Annotated in this window: 19 protein-coding genes; 12 read left to right on the top strand and 7 right to left on the bottom strand. The window is 74.0% G+C overall.

The genetic code is table 11. The features are described from left to right. Positions 1–9: 9 nt before the first annotated feature. The 8 genes from IE99_RS0112740 to IE99_RS0112705 all read left to right on the top strand — a co-directional run bounded on the left by IE99_RS0112740 (position 10) and on the right by IE99_RS0112705 (position 8,610). On the top strand, positions 10–1,272 hold the full coding sequence (locus tag IE99_RS0112740; RefSeq protein ID WP_030168777.1) for a nucleotide sugar dehydrogenase: 1,263 nt from the start codon (positions 10–12) through the stop codon (positions 1,270–1,272). A gap of 103 nt (positions 1,273–1,375) precedes the next feature. Further along, positions 1,376–2,509, top strand: a complete 1,134-nt coding sequence (locus tag IE99_RS0112735) for a glycosyltransferase family 4 protein (RefSeq protein WP_030168774.1) — start codon at positions 1,376–1,378, stop codon at positions 2,507–2,509. 5 nt (positions 2,510–2,514) lie between these two features. Next, on the top strand, positions 2,515–3,105 hold the full coding sequence (locus IE99_RS0112730) for an HD domain-containing protein (RefSeq protein ID WP_030168772.1): 591 nt from the start codon (positions 2,515–2,517) through the stop codon (positions 3,103–3,105). 7 nt (positions 3,106–3,112) lie between these two features. Beyond that, positions 3,113–3,595: an SRPBCC family protein gene (locus IE99_RS0112725; protein WP_030168769.1), complete on the top strand. Its 483-nt coding sequence runs from the start codon at positions 3,113–3,115 to the stop codon at positions 3,593–3,595. A gap of 21 nt (positions 3,596–3,616) precedes the next feature. Further along, positions 3,617–4,354, top strand: a complete 738-nt coding sequence (locus IE99_RS0112720; protein WP_245623180.1) for an acetoacetate decarboxylase family protein — start codon at positions 3,617–3,619, stop codon at positions 4,352–4,354. Continuing rightward, the gene (locus IE99_RS0112715) at positions 4,351–5,028 is read left to right on the top strand and encodes an SDR family NAD(P)-dependent oxidoreductase (RefSeq protein ID WP_051712444.1); all 678 of its coding nucleotides are present in this window, start codon (positions 4,351–4,353) and stop codon (positions 5,026–5,028) included. The genes IE99_RS0112720 and IE99_RS0112715 overlap by 4 nt, the downstream gene beginning before the upstream one ends. A gap of 81 nt (positions 5,029–5,109) precedes the next feature. Next, positions 5,110–7,599, top strand: a complete 2,490-nt coding sequence (locus IE99_RS0112710) for a HelD family protein (RefSeq protein WP_030168763.1) — start codon at positions 5,110–5,112, stop codon at positions 7,597–7,599. Positions 7,600–7,971: 372 nt separating this feature from the next. Beyond that, positions 7,972–8,610 (top strand): TetR/AcrR family transcriptional regulator, encoded by a 639-nt coding sequence (locus tag IE99_RS0112705; RefSeq protein ID WP_030168761.1) that lies wholly within the window; start codon positions 7,972–7,974, stop codon positions 8,608–8,610. Between the two features lie 59 nt (positions 8,611–8,669). Here the strand turns inward: IE99_RS0112705 and IE99_RS0112700 are convergent, their stop codons facing one another. Genes IE99_RS0112700 through IE99_RS0112685 form a run of 4 tightly spaced genes read right to left on the bottom strand, consistent with a single transcriptional unit; the run spans position 8,670 to position 12,247 of the window. After that, entirely contained in the window at positions 8,670–9,524 is an 855-nt protein-coding gene (locus IE99_RS0112700; protein WP_051712480.1) for a glycosyltransferase family 2 protein, read from the bottom strand. 23 nt (positions 9,525–9,547) lie between these two features. Beyond that, entirely contained in the window at positions 9,548–10,408 is an 861-nt protein-coding gene (locus IE99_RS0112695; RefSeq protein WP_084219466.1) for a CDP-alcohol phosphatidyltransferase family protein, read from the bottom strand. Then, positions 10,386–11,456, bottom strand: a complete 1,071-nt coding sequence (locus IE99_RS0112690; protein ID WP_030168755.1) for an iron-containing alcohol dehydrogenase family protein — start codon at positions 11,454–11,456, stop codon at positions 10,386–10,388. Before IE99_RS0112690 ends, IE99_RS0112695 begins: the two co-directional genes overlap by 23 nt. 59 nt (positions 11,457–11,515) lie before the next feature. Continuing rightward, a complete protein-coding gene (locus IE99_RS0112685) occupies positions 11,516–12,247 on the bottom strand; it encodes a phosphocholine cytidylyltransferase family protein (protein WP_030168753.1) in 732 nt (243 codons plus the stop codon). 306 nt (positions 12,248–12,553) lie between these two features. On the opposite strand from IE99_RS0112685, the gene ispD reads away from it, so the two are divergent. Together ispD and IE99_RS0112675 are read left to right on the top strand one after the other, a co-directional pair. Continuing rightward, positions 12,554–13,255 (top strand): 2-C-methyl-D-erythritol 4-phosphate cytidylyltransferase, encoded by a 702-nt coding sequence (gene ispD / locus IE99_RS0112680; protein ID WP_030168750.1) that lies wholly within the window; start codon positions 12,554–12,556, stop codon positions 13,253–13,255. Then, on the top strand, positions 13,252–14,007 hold the full coding sequence (locus tag IE99_RS0112675; RefSeq protein WP_030168747.1) for a glycerophosphodiester phosphodiesterase: 756 nt from the start codon (positions 13,252–13,254) through the stop codon (positions 14,005–14,007). The genes ispD and IE99_RS0112675 overlap by 4 nt, the downstream gene beginning before the upstream one ends. Here the strand turns inward: IE99_RS0112675 and IE99_RS0112670 are convergent. After that, complete coding sequence (locus tag IE99_RS0112670) at positions 14,004–14,618, bottom strand: hypothetical protein (protein ID WP_030168744.1); 615 nt, start codon at positions 14,616–14,618, stop codon at positions 14,004–14,006. The two genes, IE99_RS0112675 and IE99_RS0112670, sit on opposite strands and share 4 nt — an antisense overlap. A gap of 94 nt (positions 14,619–14,712) precedes the next feature. After that, a complete protein-coding gene (locus tag IE99_RS0112665) occupies positions 14,713–15,771 on the bottom strand; it encodes a glycosyltransferase family 2 protein (RefSeq protein ID WP_030168741.1) in 1,059 nt (352 codons plus the stop codon). 266 nt (positions 15,772–16,037) lie between these two features. Here IE99_RS0112665 and IE99_RS0112660 point away from each other — a divergent pair, with 266 nt between their 5' ends. Together IE99_RS0112660 and IE99_RS0112655 are read left to right on the top strand one after the other, a co-directional pair. Further along, entirely contained in the window at positions 16,038–17,777 is a 1,740-nt protein-coding gene (locus tag IE99_RS0112660) for an LCP family protein (protein ID WP_245623179.1), read from the top strand. Between the two features lie 47 nt (positions 17,778–17,824). Further along, a complete protein-coding gene (locus IE99_RS0112655) occupies positions 17,825–18,616 on the top strand; it encodes a thioesterase family protein (RefSeq protein ID WP_030168734.1) in 792 nt (263 codons plus the stop codon). Positions 18,617–18,631: 15 nt separating this feature from the next. Here the strand turns inward: IE99_RS0112655 and IE99_RS31135 are convergent. Then, a partial coding sequence (locus IE99_RS31135) for an acyl-CoA dehydrogenase family protein (RefSeq protein ID WP_157610244.1) occupies positions 18,632–18,730 on the bottom strand: 99 nt, incomplete at its 5' end.

The following is an 18,730-nucleotide window of genomic DNA, read 5'->3' as shown; positions in this document are numbered from 1 at the left end:
GCCGGGCACATGGACCTCGTTGTCATCGGACTCGGCTATGTCGGGCTTCCGCTGGTGCGGGAGGCCTGCCGGGCCGGCCTGCGGGTCGGCGGCCTCGATCGCGACGCGCGCGTCGTCGCCGGGCTGGAGGCGGGCCGGTCGCACATCGACGACGTGTCGGACGCCGAGGTGGCGGAGATGCTGGCGGCGGGCTTCGTCCCCACCGCGGACGAGTCCGTCCTGAGCGGCGCCCGCACCGTCGTCATCTGCGTGCCGACGCCGCTCTCCAGCGAGGGCGGTCCCGACCTCGCGGCCGTGCGGGGCGCGTCCGACACGGTGGCGCGGCACCTCGGGGCGGGCACCCTGGTGGTGCTGGAGTCGACGACGTACCCGGGCACGACGGAGGAGGTCGTCCGGCCGATCCTGGAGACGTTCGGGCTGGTCGCGGGCACCGACTTCCACCTCGCGTTCTCGCCGGAGCGGATCGACCCGGGCAACCCCGTCTACGGCGTCCGGAACACTCCGAAGATCGTCGGGGGGCTGACCCCGGCGTGCGCGTCGGCCGCCGCCGCGTTCTACGGGAAGTTCGTGGAGCGGGTCGTCCAGGCCAAGGGGACGCGGGAGGCCGAGATGGCGAAGCTGCTGGAGAACACCTACCGGCACGTGAACATCGCGCTGGTCAACGAGATGGCGGTGTTCTGCCACGAGCTCGGCATCGACCTCTGGGACGCCATCGACTGCGCGGCCACCAAGCCGTTCGGCTTCCAGGCCTTCCGGCCGGGGCCGGGCGTGGGCGGGCACTGCATCCCGATCGACCCGAACTACCTGTCGTACAAGGTCAGGTCGCTGGGCTACCCGTTCCGGTTCGTCGAGCTGGCGCAGGAGATCAACGACCGGATGCCCCGGTACGTGGCGGAGCGCGCGCAGCAGCTCCTCAACCGGGAGGGGCGGGCGCTGAAGGGCGCGAAGGTCCTGCTCCTCGGCGTCACGTACAAGGCCGACATCGCGGACGAGCGGGAGTCGCCGGCGCGTCCGGTGGCGCGGCGGCTGGCGCGGCTCGGCGCCGACCTGAGCTTCCACGACCCGTTCGTCTCCGACTGGACGGTGGAGGGGGCCGGGGTCCGGAACGCGGGTCCGGATCTGCGGGCGGCCCTGGCGGACGCCGACCTCGCGATCGTCCTCGCCGACCACGCCGAGTACGACGCGGACGTCCTCGCCGCCCACGCCCGGCTGCTGTTCGACACCCGCGGCCGGACGCGGGCACTCGCCCGCGAGACCGTCGAACTCCTTTGACAGGGTCCACCGTTCGGACCGCCGGAATTCATCCCCGATTTCCATTCTCGTCCGAGACTCTGAGGTACCGGGCGAATATTCGGAACCATACGGAGTGAGTGGAATGCGGGTCTGCGTTTGCACGGTCGTGCATCACCCGGAGGACGCGCGGATTCTGCACCGGCAGATCCGCGCCCTCCTCGACGCCGGCCACGAGATCACCTATATCGCGCCGTTCCGCGCGTGCAATGTGACCCCGTGGCGCGAGATCACGCCGGTGGACGTGCCCCGCGCCACGGGACGGAACCGGCTGAAGGCGCTGCGGGCGGCGCACCGGGTGCTCGCCGAGCACGCCCCCTACGCCGACGTGATCCTCCTGCACGACCCCGAGCTGCTGGTCTCGCTGCCCCGGAGCGTCCGGTCCCGGACGGTGGTGTGGGACGTGCACGAGGACACCGCCGCCGCGCTGTCGGCGAAGGGATGGGTGCCGGCCCCCGCCCGCCCCTTCCTGCGTCCGGCCGTCCGGCGGCTGGAGGCCCGCGCCGAGCGGCGGCACCGGCTGCTGCTGGCCGAGGAGGGCTACCGCGACCGGTTCCGCGAGGACCACCCGGTCGTCCCGAACACGACCTATGTCGCGGACGCGCCTCCCGGCCCGCCGGACGGCGTCCGCGCCGTCTACGTCGGGCATCTGTCGGTGGCGCGCGGCGCCCTCGACATGATCGAGACGGCCCGGCGGGTCGCCGCCGAGGGGATCATGATCGAGCTGATCGGCGCCGCCGACATCGAGATCCGCCCCGCGCTCCGGGACGCGCAGCGCGAGGGACTGCTGCGCTGGTACGGGTTCGTCCCGAACGACCGGGCGCTGCGGATCGCGGAGGGCGCCATGGCCGGGCTCGCGCTGCTGCACGACGAGCCGAACTACCGGCACTCGATGCCCACGAAGGTCATCGAGTACATGGCGCGCGGCGTCCCGGTGGTCACGACGCCGAACCCGCCCGCGGTGGGCATCGTGGAACCCGCGGGCAGCGGCGTGGTCGTGCCGTTCGGCGACCCGGACGCGGTCGCGGCCGTCCTGCGCCGCCTCCGCGACGACCCGGCCCTGCGCCACGACATGGGCAAGCGGGGCTACGAGACGGCCCGCGCGCGGTTCCACTGGCCGGTCCAGGCCGAGCGCTTCGTCGCGCAGCTGGAGCACTGGGCGGGCCGCACCCCGGTGCCCGCGCTCCGGCCCGCCCCGTCGGACGCCCCCGTACTGTAGGGCGGGTGGAGGTCTTCACTCGCTGGCGTTCCTGGGACGCCGCACGGCCCGGACTCGAGGCGGCCGGAGTCGACGCCGTGCGGCTGGAGAAGGCCGTGGACGCCGCCCGGCGATGGCACGGTGACCAGAAGCGGCCGACGGGCGTCCCGTACGTCGAGCACCTGCTGGAGGCACTGGAGGTCCTCGTGCGGGGCGCCGGGGTGAAGGACCCGGTGGTCCTGGACGCGGTGCTCCTGCACGACGTCGTCGAGGACACCGCCGCGACGCTCGCCGACGTGGAGGACGCGTTCGGCCCGGAGGTCGCGGAACTCGTCGACTGGGTCACCAAGCCGCCCACCGGAGGGCGGGGACGGCAGGCGAAGCGGGCCGCGAAGGCCGCCTACCTGCGCCGGCTCCGGGACGCGCCGCGCGAGGCGGTCCTGGTGAAGCTGGCCGACCGGGTAAGCAACGTCCAGGAGCTCGACCGGATGCCGACAGATTTCCAGCGCCGCTACCACGCCGAGACGGTGGCCTACATCCTCCCGCTCGCGGAGGCGGAGCCGTGGTTCGCGGCCTGGTACGCCTCGTGGCGCGAGCGCTTCGCCCACCTGCGATGATCACGGCATGGAACGCGAGTGGGTGGTCGAGGAGAGCGTGGCCATCGACGCGGACGCGGCGGAGGTCTACGCGGCGGTGGCCGACCTCCGGCGGATGCGCGAGTGGAGTCCCGAGGTGTTCGCGACCTGGGTGCGCGGCGACATCGGGCCCGGAACGAGGTTCGTCGGGTTCAACCGGATCGGCCCGCGGGTCTGGTTCACGAACTGCCAGGTGACGGTGGCCGTTCCCGGCCAGGCGTTCGCTTTCCGCGTGTCGAGCTTCGGCATGCCGGTCGCCCTGTGGGGGTTCCGCGTCGAGGACGTCGGCGGCGGCCGGACGCGGCTCACCGAGTACTGGGAGGACCTGCGCAGGGACGCCCGCGGCGCGGGCCTGGTGTCGCTGCTCGGCCGCGTGTTCACCGGCGTCCCGGCGGAGCGGCGCGCGGCCGTCAACCGGGAGGGGATGCGCGCCACGCTCGCCCGGGTGGATCGGCACGTGACAGGAAAATAAGAACCTGTTCTACTTAGGCGTGTGACAACCGCACACGTGATCCAGGGCGAGCGCGTCGAGCTTCCGGTCCGGATCCGGGACGCCGCCGTGGCGTCGGCGATGTACGCCGTCCCGGCCGCCACCGCGCAGGCCGTCATCGCCTACTCCGGGCTGGACGTGGCCGAGCCCCTGCCGGGCCGGGCGATCTGCTCGCTGGCCTTCATCCGCTACGCCGACGGCGACCTCGGCCCGTACCACGAGTTCGCCGTCGCGTTTCTCGTCCGCCCGCCGGGCACCGCCCCACCCGCCGGCGCGCTCGGGCGGCTGCGCGGCATGGCCGGCGCCGGCGCGTTCATCCACTGGCTGCCCGTCAACCAGGAGTTCACCCTGGAGTGCGGCCGGACGATCTGGGGCTTCCCCAAGGAGCTCGCCGACATGCCGATGGACCTGTCGGGCCGCACCAAGCGGTGCGCGGTCCGGTTCGGCGGGCGCACCGCGATCGAGCTGCACGTCCGGTCCGGGGCACCGGTGCCCGGCGGGGCCGGGGCGCCGAAGGTGGACGCCTACTCCTGCCTGGACGGCGTCACCCGGCGGACCCCGTGGACGCTCACCCCGTCCGGCGTGCGGATGCGGGCCGGGGGCGCGAAGCTCGTCCTCGGCGACCATCCGGTCGCGGAGGAGCTGCGCAGCCTCGGGCTCGACCGGGCGCGCGCGTTGAGCTGCTCGACGGTGCGGCACCTGGAGATGACGTTCGAGGCGGCCGAGGAGGTGCCGCGGTGAGCCCGGCGCTGAAGCGGACGGCGCTGGTCACGGGCGCCGCGAGCGGCGTCGGCGCGCTCGCGGCCCGGCGGCTCGCCGCCGCCGCGTGGGACGTCGTCGCCGTGGACGTCGACGCCGACGGGCTGGCGGCGACCACGCTCCGCTCCCCCAACAGCCACGTCCGCGCCTGCGACCCCGGCGACGCCGAGGCGATCCAGGGCGTCCTCGCGGACGTGGGGCCCGTGCACCGCGTCGTGCACGCCGCGTCCCTCGCGCCCGCGGCCCGCGCCCTCGACCAGCCGGTCGAGGAGGTCGAGGCGGTCCTGCGGACGACGTTCGTCGGCGCCGTCCACCTCGTCCAGGGCACGCTGCCCGGGATGCTGGAGCGCGGCTCCGGGGAGATCGTCCTGTTCTCGTCCCTCGCCGCGTTCGCCCCCGAGCCGCGCGGGTCCGCGTTCGCGGCGGCCGCCGCCGCGGTCGGCGCGTACGCAGCGGCGCTGGCCGCGGAGTACGCCGGGCAGGGCGTCCGGTTCCGGTGCGCGTGCCCGCCGTTCGGCGGCGACGCCGACGACCACCGGCTGATCCTGGACGCGGTGGACCGCTCCCTCGCCCGTCCGGAAGGTGATCTCCACGTGTTCCCGGGCAGAACCCCCGGGGGACGGTGGCGCCTGCCCGGGACGTCCGCGCCGCGCTGAACGCGGGGGACCGAATAGGCTGTCCCCTCGCCCCTCCGGGGGTCGACCGAGAACCACCGCGGAGCGCGAGGAGCAGCCTGCATGTCGTCTGAGGCCCCCGGGCGGCCGTCCGGCCCCGGCGGCACGGTCAAGGACCGGGAGATCGCCGCCGAGCAGCGCTACGTCGACCGGGCCTACGCGCGGCTCGAGGAGATGCGCGCGGACGCCCGGGAACTGCTCCGCGAGGGATTCCGCCAGTCCCTCGCGGGCACCAAGAGCTCGCTCGTCGACCGGGACGCGATGGTGCACCAGGCGGCCCTGCGCGCGCAGGCCCTCGACATCGCCGACGACGGCCTCGTCTTCGGCCGGCTCGACCTCGCGGCGCGTGGCGAGGTCCGCTACGTCGGCCGGATCGGCGTCCGCACCAGCGAGCACGACTCCCTGGTGATCGACTGGCGGGCCCCCGCCGCCGAGGACTTCTACCGCGCCACCCCCGAGGACCCGCGCGGCGTGATCCGGCGCCGCGTCCTGCACTCGCGCGGCCACACGGTCATCGACCTGGAGGACGACCTCCTCGATCCGGGCGCCGCCGAGGGCATGACGGTCGTCGGCGACGGAGCGTTCCTGGCGTCCCTCGCGCGCGCCCGCGAGGGCGCGATGCGCGACATCGTCGCGACGATCCAGCGGGAGCAGGACGAGGTCATCCGCGCCCCCGCCGAGGGGACCGTCCTGGTGCGCGGCGCCCCCGGCACCGGCAAGACCGCCGTGGCGCTGCACCGCGTCGCCTACCTGCTGTTCCGGCACCGCCGCCGGTTCGGGTCGCGGGGCGTCCTCGTCGTCGGGCCGAACCGCCGGTTCACCGCCTACATCGAGCGGGTGCTGCCGTCGCTCGGCGAGGGGTCGGCGACGCTCCGCTCGCTCGGCGACCTGGTCGACGGAGCGTCCGCGACCGTCCACGACACTCCCCGGCTCGCCCGCGTGAAGGGCTCGGCGACGATGGCGGGCGTGCTGCGCCGCGCCGTCACCGACCATCCGCCGGGCTCCCCCGGCGAGCTGCGCGCGGTGTTCAGGGGCGTGGTCGTGGCGCTCGACCGGCAGCGGCTCGACCGGATCCGCGGCGAGGTGCACCGGCGCGCCAGGGGGTCGGTGAACGCGGCGCGCGCCCGCGCCGCCGAACTGCTGCTGGACGCCCTCTGGGAACGGTTCCACGCGGTCGGCGGCCCGGAGGCCGCCGAGGCGGCGGAAGGCCCCGAGTCCGGCCTGTGGAACGCGATGCTCGCGGCGGAGGGCCTGTCCCCGCTCGACGAGGAGCCCCGCCGCGCGTCCGGGCGCCCCGCGAACGGCGATCCGGAACGCGCCCGGTTCGACGCGCGGGTGAGCGAGCAGCGCGCGTTCACCGACTTCCTCGTCGCGTGGTGGCCGGTCCGGACGCCGCTGGAGGTGCTGCGCTCCCTGTCGGACCCCGATCGGCTGCGGCGCGCGGCGGGCCGCGACATCGACCGCGCCGACCTCCGCGCGCTCGCCGCGTCCTGGACGGCGGGCGCGCCGCTCAGCTACCAGGACATCGCGCTCCTCGACGAGCTCGACGCGCAGCTCGGCGCGCCGCCCCGCCCGTCCCGGCGCCGCCGGCGGCCCGAGGAGGGCGACCCCTTCGTTGTAGACGGCGTCGACATCCTGACCGGCGAGGAGGTCGCGGACGAGTCGTGGGAGCCCGAGATGCAGGAGCTCACGACGTCCATGGAGCGCCTCGAACGGCACCGGCGCGTCGACGACGGCGTGGCAGAGGAGCGCCCGGAGTACGCGCACATCGTCGTGGACGAGGCGCAGGACCTCTCCCCCATGCAGTGGCGGATGCTCGGCCGCCGCGGCCGCCAGGCCAGCTGGACCGTCGTCGAGGACCCGGCGCAGAGCGCCTGGGAGGACCTGGAGGCCGCGCGCGCCGCGATGGAGGAGGCCCTCGGCGGCAAGGACCCGGCGACGTCCCGCGGCCGGGGGCGGCGGGGCCGCGGGCCCGCGCGCCCGAAGCCGGTCCCGCGCCGCGCCCGCTACGAGTTCGAGCTGACGACGAACTACCGGAACTCGACGGAGATCGCGGCGGTGTCCGCGCGGGTGCTGCGGAAGGCGCTGCCGGAGGCGCGTCCGGCCCGCGCGGTCCGCGCGTCCGGCATCGACCCGGTCGTGCGCGTCGTCCCCGAGCCCGATCTGGCCGCGGCCGCGCGCGAGGCCACCGAGGAGCTGCTCGGCCTGGTGGAGGGCACGATCGGCGTCATCGTCCCCCTCGCCGGGACCGACGCGCCCGAGGAGGGCCAGGCGGCCCTGCCGTTCGAGGGCGGGTCACCGGTCTGGGACGCGGACGTCAGGGAACGGCTCGCCGCCGGGCTGCCCGAACGGGCGCAGGTGCTGGACGTCCTGGAGGCGAAGGGCCTCGAATTCGACGCGGCGGTGCTGGTCGCGCCCGAGACGGTGGCGGCGCAGTCCCCGCGCGGCCTGCGCGTCCTGTACGTCGCGGTGTCCCGCGCCACGCAGCGCCTGACCGTCCTCACCGCGGACCCCGGCTGGCGGCGCGAACTCATGGGCGGCCACGCCGACTGACCCCCCGTTCATCGTCCCCCTCGGGCTCGGAGGACGTGTCGTGCGCGCCGGTGCCCGGCTCGCTCAGGCGTCCCGCGGGCTCTCTGACGACCTCGGGGTCGGCTCGGCCGCTGGGTTCCTGCCAGCTCAGGTCCGAATGGATGAGGACTTGGCGGATGGCCGCCACCCGCGCCGAACTCGGCGTCGCCGTATCCGAGCACGTGTACGACAGCGTGGTCAGGCACGCCCCCGGGGAGGTCGACCCCGCCGCCTACCGCCGCATCGACGTCGTGGAGAAGGAGACGCGCGCCGCCGTCACGCCGGAGAGGCATGCCGCACGCGCGCCGCGGTTAGGCTGGCGCACGACCCCCGGCACGGCTGGAACGGAGATCGATGAGCGGCCGAAACCCCGCACCCCGGCGCGGCTATGGCGGCCGGTCGGCCGCGGAGCGGCGGGCGGAACGGCGCGAGCGCCTGCTCGCCGCGGGCCTGGAGCTGTTCGGGACGCGCGGCTACGCGGCGACGTCCATCGAGCGGCTGTGCGCGGCGGCGAGCGTCTCCACCCGCAACTTCTACGAGGAGTTCACCGGACGCGAGGAGCTGCTCACCGCGCTGCACGGCGACATCAACGCGCGCGCCGGCGAGGCGCTCGCCGCCGCGTACGCCGCCGCGGCGGGCGAGGACCTCGCGACCCGGGTGGAGCGGGCCGTCCGCGCGTTCGTCACCGTCACCGCGAGCGACCCGCGCTGGGCGCGGATCGCGTTCGTCGAGGTCATCGGCGTCAACCCGGATCTGGAGCGGCACCGTTTCCGCTGGCGGGAGCGGTGGGCCGACACCATCCTCGGAATGATCCGGGAGGCGGTCGAGCACGGCGAGGCCGTCGACCGCGACTACCGGCTCAGCGTGATCGCCATCATCGGCGCGGTGAACAACCTCGTCCACCACTGGTCGGCCCGCGGCAAGGACATCCCGCAGGAGGCGATCACCGCCGAACTGACGACCCTGATCCTCGCCATCGTCACCACCCGCTGACGTGCGGCGCGCGGCGTGCGATCCGGCCCTGAGCGAGCGCCGCACGCCGCGACCCGGCGTCAGATGATGGGGGGGCGGCCCGTGCGGGTCATGCGCCAGGCCGTGCGCCAGGAGATCGGGCGGCGCGGACCGGCGGGCTTGCGCCAGCCTTCCAGGAAGCCCTTGAACCAGGGCTTCAGGGCGCTCGGCCTGCGCTCGCGCAGGAGGGTCATGCCGACCCAGACCGCGAGGTACGTCCAGGCCAGGGGCCAGGGCAGGTTGCGGCGCGCGAGCCACACGCGGTTGCGGGCGTTGTAGCGGTAGAACATGGCGTGCCGGGTCGGCAGGACGGCGGGGTGGAACATCACCGCGGACGCGTCGTACACGATCCGGTAGCCGGCGTTGAGGATCTGCCAGGCGAGGTCGGTCTCCTCGTGGGCGTAGAAGAAGTCCTCCGGGAGGCCGCCGCCCGCGTCGAACGCGGCGCGGCGGATCGCGCAGGCGCCGCCGAGGAACGTGGTGACCTCGGACGACCGCTCCGGGTCGCCGGCCCGCAGCCGGGGGACGTGGCGGCGCTCGCCGGGCCCGCCCTCGGGGTCGCGGACGCGGAAGGACACGACGCCGAGGGTCGGGTCCGCCGCGAACCGGTCGCGCAGGTAGGTGCCGAGCCGGTTGGAGCGGTACCAGCCGTCGTCGTCGAGGAACAGGACGACGTCGCCGCAGGACGCCTCGACGCCCCGGTTCCGCCCGGCGGGGATGCCGACGTTCGACGGCAGGCGGATCGTCTTCACCCGCTCGTCGTCGAACGGGGGGAGCCCGGCCCGGTCGCCGACGGGGTCGGCGCCGTTGCCGACGAGGACGACCTCGACGTCCACGTGCTCCTGTTCGAGGGCGCTGCGGATCGCGCGGGCCAGCTCCTCCGGCCGGTTGCCCATCGTGAGGACGACGACGGAAAGCTTCACTTGAGTCTCCGGGAGGCCAGGATGCTGACCAGGTGCAGCAGGGTCTGCAGGAGGGCGACGGCGGCGACGGCGACGGCGAGCACCCGGGTCGCGACCGGGGTCTCGGCGCCGGCCACCACGTCGATCGCGGCGGCCACGACGATCAGCAGGGACAGCTCGACCGCGCCGATGATCCGGTGGAACCGCAGCATGGACGCGGCCTGCCGGGCGAGCGCGATCCGGGTGGAGCGAGGGCGCAGCGCCCGGTCGCCGCCGGACGGGTCGGCGGGCAGCCCGGACTTGGCGCGGGCCACCACGACGTTGTCGGTCTCCGCCTTGATGAGCGCGGCGCCGAGCGCGGCGATCATGCCGAGTTCGACGTAGCCGCCGGTCGTCCAGCCGCCCTGGGCGGCGAAGCCGAGGCCGATGAGCAGCGACACCTCGGAGAGGTAGTGGCCGATCCGGTCGAGGAACACGCCCGCGACGGACGTCTGCCGCAGGTAGCGGGCGACCTCGCCGTCCACGCAGTCGAGCAGGAGGTAGATCTGGATGAGGACGGCGCCGCCGAGGGCCGTCCACAGGTGGCCGGTGCCGCCGAACGGCAGCGACACCGCGACGCCGGCGGCGATGCCCGACAGCATCATCAGGTACGTCAGCTGGTTCGGGCTGAACCCGAGCCGGAGGGAGACCCACGCGGCGTACGGGGACAGCGACCGCATGTAGAGGCGGCCCGCCCAGTGCTCCTCGTTGCGCCGGTCCTTCAGGCCGGGCGGCTGGCCGTGCCGCCGGATGTCGGCGATCCTCGCGTGCTTGCGCGACGGCCGGTCGTCGGCCGCGGCGCGCTGCCCGATCGGGTCAGTCTCCGTGGGCCTGGACATACTCTTCCACCGCCTTGAGCGTCTCACCCTTGTCGAGGCCCAGGTGTTCAAGGATCGTATAGCGGCCGGGCCGGGTCCGCGGGGCGTACTGGACGGCCTCCGCGAACTGCTCGACGCTCAGGCCGACATCTCCGGGCATCCGCGGCAGACCGTGCCGGCCGAGGCAGCCGAGGATCTCTCCGAGCCGCTCCTGCGCCGCCTCCATCTCGGCGCCGCGGAGCCGGGTGGCGCGCAGGTGGTAGCAGAACGCGGCGCCGAGCCCGGCGAGCTCGCCGTGGTTCGCGGTGCCGGGGAACAGCTGGTCGATCGCGTGCAGGATCTCGTGGTCGCCGCCGCTCGCCGGGCGAGAGTCGCCGGCGAACGCCATCGCCATCCCGGACAGGACGAGCCCTTCGGCGAGGACGGTGAGGAACCGGTCCGACTCGATCGAGGCGGGCTGGTGCAGCAGCGCCTCGGCGGCGGTGCGGGCGACGGTCAGCGCCATCCGGTCGATCCGCTCGCCGCACTCCTCCGACGCCAGGAGCCAGTCGTCCACGGCGGAGAAGTTGCTCACCACGTCGCCGATCCCGGCGCGGACGAGCTCGGGCGGCGCGGCGTGCACGTAGTCGAGGTCGACGACCATCGCGAGCGGCATCACGACGCCGAACGAGCCCTTGCCCTTGTCATGGACGAGGGACGCGACCGGCGAGCAGATCCCGTCGTGGGACAGGTTCGTCGCGACCGACACCATCGGGATGCCCGACAGGGTCGCCGCGTACTTGGTGGCGTCGATCGTCCGGCCGCCGCCGATCCCGACGACGGCCTCGAACGAGCCGCCGCGCAGCCGCGCGCCGAGCGCGACCGCCGCGTCGACCGTGCCGCCCTCGACCTGGAACACCTCGCATGCCTGGAGGGACGGCCGGACCTGCTCGGCTATCTGGTCGCCCTGGCCGCGGCCGACCGCGATGGCCACCCGGCCCTCGGTGACGATCCGGCGGTCCGCCAGGAGCTCTCCCAGCGCGGCGACCGCGCCGCGCCGCACGTCGATGGACAGCGGCGCGTTCAGCATCCGCGTGAGCAGGGGCATGGTCTCCTCGGTCGGGTCGTCGGTGGGGGTCGAGCGCCCGGTCAGTAGCCCTTGGCGATCCGGCGGGCCTTCTCGAGGTCGTCGTGGTTGTCGACCTCGACCCACTGGACATCGCCGATCGGCGCGACCGCGATGCGGCCGCCCCGGGCGACGAGCTCCTGGTAGCCGTCCTCGTAGTACAGGTCGGGGTCGCGCTCCCAGACGGCCTTGAGCGCGTCGGCGAGCGCGTCGGCGGCGGCGGGCTCGATCAGCGTCGCGCCGATGTACTCGCCGTTCGCGGTGGCCGGGTCCATCAGCTTGGTGATGGTCTTCAGGTGGCCCTCGCCGTCGAGGATGACCTTCATCTCCTCGTCGGCCAGTGTTTTCACATCGTCCACGGCCAGGAGGATGTCCGGTCCGCGGTTCGCCAATAGGGTCTTCTCGACGCTCACCGGGTGGACGGTGTCGCCGTTGACCATGAGGACGCCCTTGGAGAAGTGCTCACGCGCCAGCCACATGGAGTAGCAGTTGTTCCACTCCTCGGCCTTGTCGTTGTGGACGAGCGTGATGGACACGCCGTACCGCTCCTCCAGCGCCGCCTTGCGCTCCTCGACGGCGGACGCCCGGTAGCCGACGACGATGACCACGTCCGTCAGCCCGACCTCGGCGAGGTTGCCGAGGGCGATGTCGAGGATGGTGGTGTCACCGTCCACGGGGACGAGGGCCTTGGGGAGGGTGTCGGTGTAGGGCCGCAGCCTCCGGCCCGCGCCCGCGGCCAGCACCATGCCGATCATGTTTCGCTCTTCTCTCCAGGTCGACCATCACGCCGCTCCGCGTCCGCCCGCGCGAACGCCGTCGCCGGGGACGGACGAGACGCCGCAGGCGTGCGGCGAGGACCCGTTCCCACGGCCAGTTGCCCCTGGCCGGTGCGGTACACGGTGTCGCAGCGGGGGGCTTGGCGGACGGTGCCGCCGCTCCTCGCGAGCCCCGGTACGGCGAGGTAACCATACTCGATCCGGCGCCCGAGACGTCCGGTACGTTGAGCAGCCTAGTGACCCGGTGGCCGGGTGCGAGGGCGATGCGGCGGGAAAGGGGCGGAGATGGCGACGCGGACGATCGCGGTGGTGCTGGCGGGCGGTGTCGGCGCCAGGATCGGCGCCGGGCGGCCGAAGCAGCTGATCGAGGTGGCCGGGCGGCCGATCCTCGCGCACGCGATCGCCGCGTTCGACGCCCACCCCGGGATCGCGGAGGTCGTGGTCGTGATGGCGGCCGGGCATCTGCGCGAGGCCGCGGCGATCACGGCGCCCTTCCGGAAGGTCGCCGGGGTCATCGAGGGCGGCGACACCCGCACCATGTCGACGGTCGCCGCGCTCCGCCGGCTGGAGGGCGAGCCGGACGACGTCCGCGTCCTGTTCCACGACGCGGCCCGCCCGTTCGTGGACGCCGCGATCATCGACCGGGTGCTCGGCGCGCTGGCCGCCGGGGAGGCGGTCGCGGTCGGCGTCCCCGCGTCCGACACGATGGTCGCGGTCGAGGACGGCGTCGTCGTGTCGATGCCGCCGCGCGAGACGATGGTCCGCTTCCAGACCCCGCAGGGCTTCCGGCTCGGCACGCTCCGCAAGGCGTACGAGCTGGCCCTGGCGGACCCCGCCCTGAGCGCCACCGACGACTGCGGCATCGTCCACCGCTACCTGCCGGACGTCCCGGTCCGCGTGGTGGCGGGCGACGAGCGCAACCTCAAGGTGACCCGGCCCCTCGACATCGCGATCGCCGAGCACCTCGCCGGACGGGACCCCCAGTGATCTTCGACGACACCCCCGCGATCATCGGTCACCGCGGTCTCGGCGCGGGCGACCTCCCCGTTCCCGGCACCGGCGACACGGTCGCCGAGAACACCCTCCCCTCCCTCCTCGCGGCCGTCGAGGCGGGCCTGGGCTGGGTCGAGATCGACGTGACCCGCACCGCCGACGACGAGCTCGTCCTGCGGCACGACCCCACCACCCCGGACGGCGCGTTCCTCATCGACCGGACCGCCGAGGCGAGCGGCCTGCCCCGGCTGGCCGAGGTCTTCGCGGAGCTGCCCGCGGACGTCGCGGTCGACGTGGACGTCAAGACGATCCTGGAGGACGCGACGGACGCCCCGTCCCGCCGCACGGGCGCGCTGCTGCTGCCCCTGCTGAAGCGGGAGGCGCGGCGCCGCCCGCTGCTGGTCACCTCGTTCGACCCGTCGCTGCTGGTGTTCCTTCAGGAGGAACTGCCGGACGTGCCGCTCGGCCTGCTGACCTGGCTGCGTTTCCCGCTGTGGCACGGCGTCCCGGCGGCGGCGGGCCTCGGATTCCAGGCGATCGGCGTGCACACCGCGTCGTGCGGGTTCGAGCAGCCCGACACCCGCCTGCGGCCCCTGGAGCGGTGCGTCGACACGGCGCACAAGGCGGGCCTGGAGTTCATGGTCTGGTGCCCGGACACCGAGACCGCGCCGATCTGCAAGGCGGCCGGGGCCGACGCGATGGTGGTCAACGACGTCCCCGGCGTGCTGGCGGCCGTCCGCGGCTAGGAGTTCCCGCCGCCGTACCTGCGCGTCCACTCGCCCGGCTCGTCGTCATCGGCGTCGTGCCGGACGGGCTGCGGCGCGGACGGCTGCGGCGGGGCGGAGGGCGGCGGGGCGGGAGGATGCCACCCCGGGTTCTGGCCGGGGGGCGGGCCCATGGGGGCCGGCGGCGGACCGCCGAACGCCGGCGCAGCGGCCGCCCGCGGCCGCGCCCGCCACCGGGACGGCGCGATCGAAGCGGCGACCAGCACCACGCCCAGCGCGAGGAACGCCCCTGTGGCGACCAGGTTCAGGTATCCGGTGTCCAGCCGCGAGTGCAGGTCGTGGTCGAGGTGCTCGTACGCCCAGCGCGGCGCGAACGCCCACACGAGGCCGATCCCGCCGAACACGGCTCCGGGGACGAGGGACGCCAGCGGGGAGACGCGGGTGCCCGCCACCAGGCCGATCAGGACCGCCCCGGCGATGAGGACGAGGGCCGGCGTTCCGGCCCCCTCTCCCCCGAACGTCCGGAGCGACCGGCCGATCTCGGACGACCCGTACATGAGGCAGGCGGCGATCACCGGTGTCAGCACGACACCGGCGACGAGGCCGATGACGTGCCGTATCGAATTGGGCATGACGACCTCCAGGGCGGGAAGCGGAGGAGATCCCGCCGACCACCCTCAGACGCACCGGATCGGCGAAAGGTTCGCCGATCCGGCCCGCGGCCGGTCAGGTGACGGCGTCACCGGGCTTCGGCGGGGTGGGCTGGCCGAGGCCGGGCGGGCTCGTCAGGAAGCCGACGCCCCAGGTGATGTGCATCGTCGCGAAGACGAGCGGGAGCCGCACCCACGCGCCCAGCGGCAGGCCCCGGCCCTCGACGGCGGCGCCCGCGACCATCGCCGCGGCGTAGCCGCCGGGCAGCAGCCAGCCGGGCCAGAACCCGAACGCGCCCGCGACGGCCCCGGCGGTCATCGCGACCACCGCGATCGGCGGGGCGAGGTAGCGCAGGTTGAGGGTGCCCTGGTGCTCGCGGCCGACGACGCGGCGCCAGCGCCCGGTGTGGAAGTACTGCTTGGCGAGCGCCCGCAGGTTCGGGCGGGGCCGGTAGGTGACCCGCATCCGGGGGGTGAAGAACACCCGGCCGCCGGTCTGCCGGATCCGGTGGTTCATCTCCCAGTCCTGGGCGCGGGTGAACGTCTCGTCGTAGCCGCCGACCCGGTCGAGGGCGCTGCGCCGGAACGTGCCCAGGTAGACGGTCTCGACCTCGCCGGCCTCGCCGCCGGTGTGGAAGCGCGCGTTGCCGACGCCGAGCTTGGACGTCATGGCGCGCGCCACGGCCTGCTCGAACGCGGTGACGCCCTCCGCGGCCATGATGCCGCCGACGTTGTCGGCCCCGGTCTCCTCCATCGTCTCGACCGCGGCGCGGACGTAGTCGGCGGGCAGCAGGGAGTGCCCGTCGACCCGCACGATGATCGAGTACTGCGAGGCCTTGATCGCGATGTTGAGGCCCTGCGGGGTCCGTCCGGTGGGGTTCGCGACGACGACGACGCGGGGGTCCTCGGCGGCCAGGCCGCGCGCGATCTCCTCGGTGCGGTCGCGGGACGGCCCGATGGCGAGGACGAGTTCCAGCTCACCGGGGTAGTCCTGGCTCAGGATGCGGCGGACCGCGTCGGCCAGGTGCCGCTCCTCGTTGAGGACGGGCATCACCACCGACACGCACGGCCAGGTGCGCTCGGTGCCGCTCGGTGCCTGACGGGACCCGTGGTGGGTGTGGGGAGACGGATTCATGTGGGCTCGCGGGCGCTCTCCGGCCGGGCGGCCGGAGGAAGGCCCACCTTCCTCCTCTTTCATGTCCGGACGCAGCCCACGCCACCCAGTTTCGACGTCGGGGCTGTCGGGGTGTGGTCGAGACCGGCGCCACGTTACTGCAAGAACACCCGTCCGCTGCAAGTACGCGGTCTTCTGCGGGAACACGGGATTCCAGCAGGGACTCGGTTACTGCCGGGACACGGGTCCAGGTAGCGAACGGACGGGCCCCCTCCACTTTAGAGTGGGTGGCACTCGCTTCAGAACGCGCTGAGGTCATCGGGGAGGCGGCGGGCGGCATGGCAGACGGGCACGACTCGGATCGCGGCGACGCCGACCCGCTCGAACGCTACTTCCGGCCGCGTCCGGCGGGCGGCGTCCCGCCGGGGCGCGGACGCGGCCGGCACGCCGACGGCGCCGACCCCGGGGGCGACATCGAGGGCGTCACGGTGGACGGCATGCCGGCGCCCCGGGTGTCGGTGGAGACGCCGCGCGGGCCGCGCCGTCCGGGCCGGGGCGAGCTGAGCCCGCGGGCGGCGATGAGCGCGCGGCGGCAGCGCCGGTTCCTGATGCTGACGGGCGCGATGTCGGTGGTCACGCTGCTGACGTCGGGCGGCGCGTGGGCGTTCCAGAACTACGTGATGGACGCGCTCGACCGGGTGGAGGTCGGCGGGCTCGGCGGCAACGACGGCCCGAAGGGCGCGATGACGATCCTGGTGGCGGGCGTCGACCGCCGGGAGGGGCTGACGAAGGCGCAGCAGAAGGCGGCGAAGCTCGGGCACGAGCCGGGCGAGCGGTCGGACACGATGCTGCTGATGCACGTCTCGCGGGACCACGACCGCGTGTCGATCGTGAACCTGCCGCGCGACTCGTACGTGACGATCCCGTCGCACGAGTCGAACGGGTCGGAGGGGCCGAAGGGGCAGCGGGTGCCGTCGCGTCCGGGCAAGCTGACGTGGGCGTACCAGTTCGGAGGCCCGACCCTCACCGTCGACACCGTCAAGCGGGCGACCGGGGTGTCGATCGACCACTACATCGAGGTCAACTTCTACGGCTTCGTCAACATGGTGGACGCGCTCGGCGGCGTGGACGTGTGCACCGAGCAGCCCATCGACGACGAGAAGAGCGGGCTGAAGCTGCCCGCCGGCAAGTCCCACGTGGACGGCCTGAAGGCGCTCGGCTTCGCGCGCGCCCGCTACTCGCTGACGGGCGGCAGCGACCTCGGCCGCATCGACCGGCAGCAGCAGTTCATGGCGTCGATGATGAAGCAGGCGCTGTCGAGCAGGACGCTCAGCGACCCGGTGAAGTCGACGAAGTTCCTGAGCGCGGCGCTGAAGTCGCTGCGCGTCGACCCGGAGCTCGCCAAGAACCTGCCGAAGCTGACCGAGCAGATGAAGGACCTGTCGACGGACGACCTGACGTTCGCGAAGGTGCCGCTGGCGAACCCCGACCACCACGCGATGCTGTGGAACGCCCCGACCGCGCAGTCCACCGTGCTGTGGGACGGGGCGCCCGCGCGCGAGCTGTTCTCCCGGATCCGCAAGGACGAGCCGCTCGCGAAGGAGCCGCCGAAGCCGTCCGCGTCCCCGACGACCCAGAAGCCCGCGAACGAGCTGGTCGTCGCGCCGGACGACATCGAGGTCCGGGTGCTGAACGCGATCGGCACGCCGGGCCTCGCGACGCGCGCGGGCAAGGAGCTGGAGGACGTCGGGTTCAAGGCGACCGTCGTGCCGGGCGTGGCGCGCACGGGGCTGCGCACGACCCAGATCCAGTACGGTCCCGGTCGGGAGGACTCGGCGAAGACGCTGGCCGCCGCGATCCCGGGCGCGAAGCTGAAGAAGGTCTCCTCCCTCGGGTCCCGGGTGCAGGTGATGGTGGGCGCCAACTGGGACGGGACGAAGAAGGTGAAGGTCGCGGAGCCCGCGGCGAGCCCGTCCGCGAGCCCCGGACTGGAGACCGGCACCGCCACGCAGAAATTGTGCGGCTGACCTCCGCTCTAGAATACAATTCTAGAAAGCGAGGGAGGGGTCGCGTGATGGCCGGAGCGTTCTACGAGTCCCTGGGCGGCGGCGCGTTCGCCGCCACGCCCGCGACCGGCGGCCCGTGGTCGCCCGCGTTCCAGCACGCCGGCCCCGTCGCGGGCCTGATCGGGCGTGCCTTTGAGCGGCACGACCCGGTCCTCGGGACGCGGGTCGCGCGGGTCACGCTGGAGATCCTCGGCCCGGTCCCGGTGGCCGAGCTGCGCGTCGACGTCCGGACCGTCCGGCCCGGCAAGCGGGTCGCGCTGCTGGAGGCGGAGCTGTCCCACGAGGGCAGGCCGGTCGTCCGGGCCACCGCGTGGCGGACGCTCCGTGCCCCCGGGCACGTCCCGACGGTCGTCCACGCCCCGGCCCCGCCGGCGTTCCCCGAGTCGCCGACCGACTTCGGCGCGTGGGACGGCGCGCACATGGACGGCTACCTGTCGGCGATGGAGTGGCGCCTGGCGGAGGGCACGTTCCTCGGTCCGGGGCCGGGCACGGTCTGGGCGCGCTCCCGCGTCCCGCTCGTCGCCGGGGAGGAGGACTCGCCGCTCGTGCGGGCGCTCGTCCTGTCCGACAGCGCGTCCGGGATCGGCAGCCAGCTCGACCTGGCGAAATGGCAGATCGTGAACACCGACCTGACGGTGTCGCTGCACCGCGACCCGGCCGGCGGGTGGCTGTGCCTGAGCGGCGCGGTGCACGTCAGCGGGGGCGGCAGCGGCCTGTGCGAGGGCCGGCTCGCGGACGCGTCCGGCCCGTTCGGCCTGGTCACGCAGACGATGTTCGTGGACGAGCAGCCGTCCGCGTGACCCGGCCGGCGGGATCTACTTGAGGAGCTGGCGGGCGATGACCATCCGCTGGATCTGGTTGGTGCCCTCGTAGATCTGGGTGATCTTGGCGTCGCGCATCATCCGCTCCACCGG

This window comes from Spirillospora albida, assembly GCF_000718255.1.
Taxonomy (GTDB): domain Bacteria; phylum Actinomycetota; class Actinomycetes; order Streptosporangiales; family Streptosporangiaceae; genus Spirillospora; species Spirillospora albida.
Note: the sequence above shows the minus strand (reverse complement) of the source record. Positions and strands in the feature narration are given on the sequence as shown.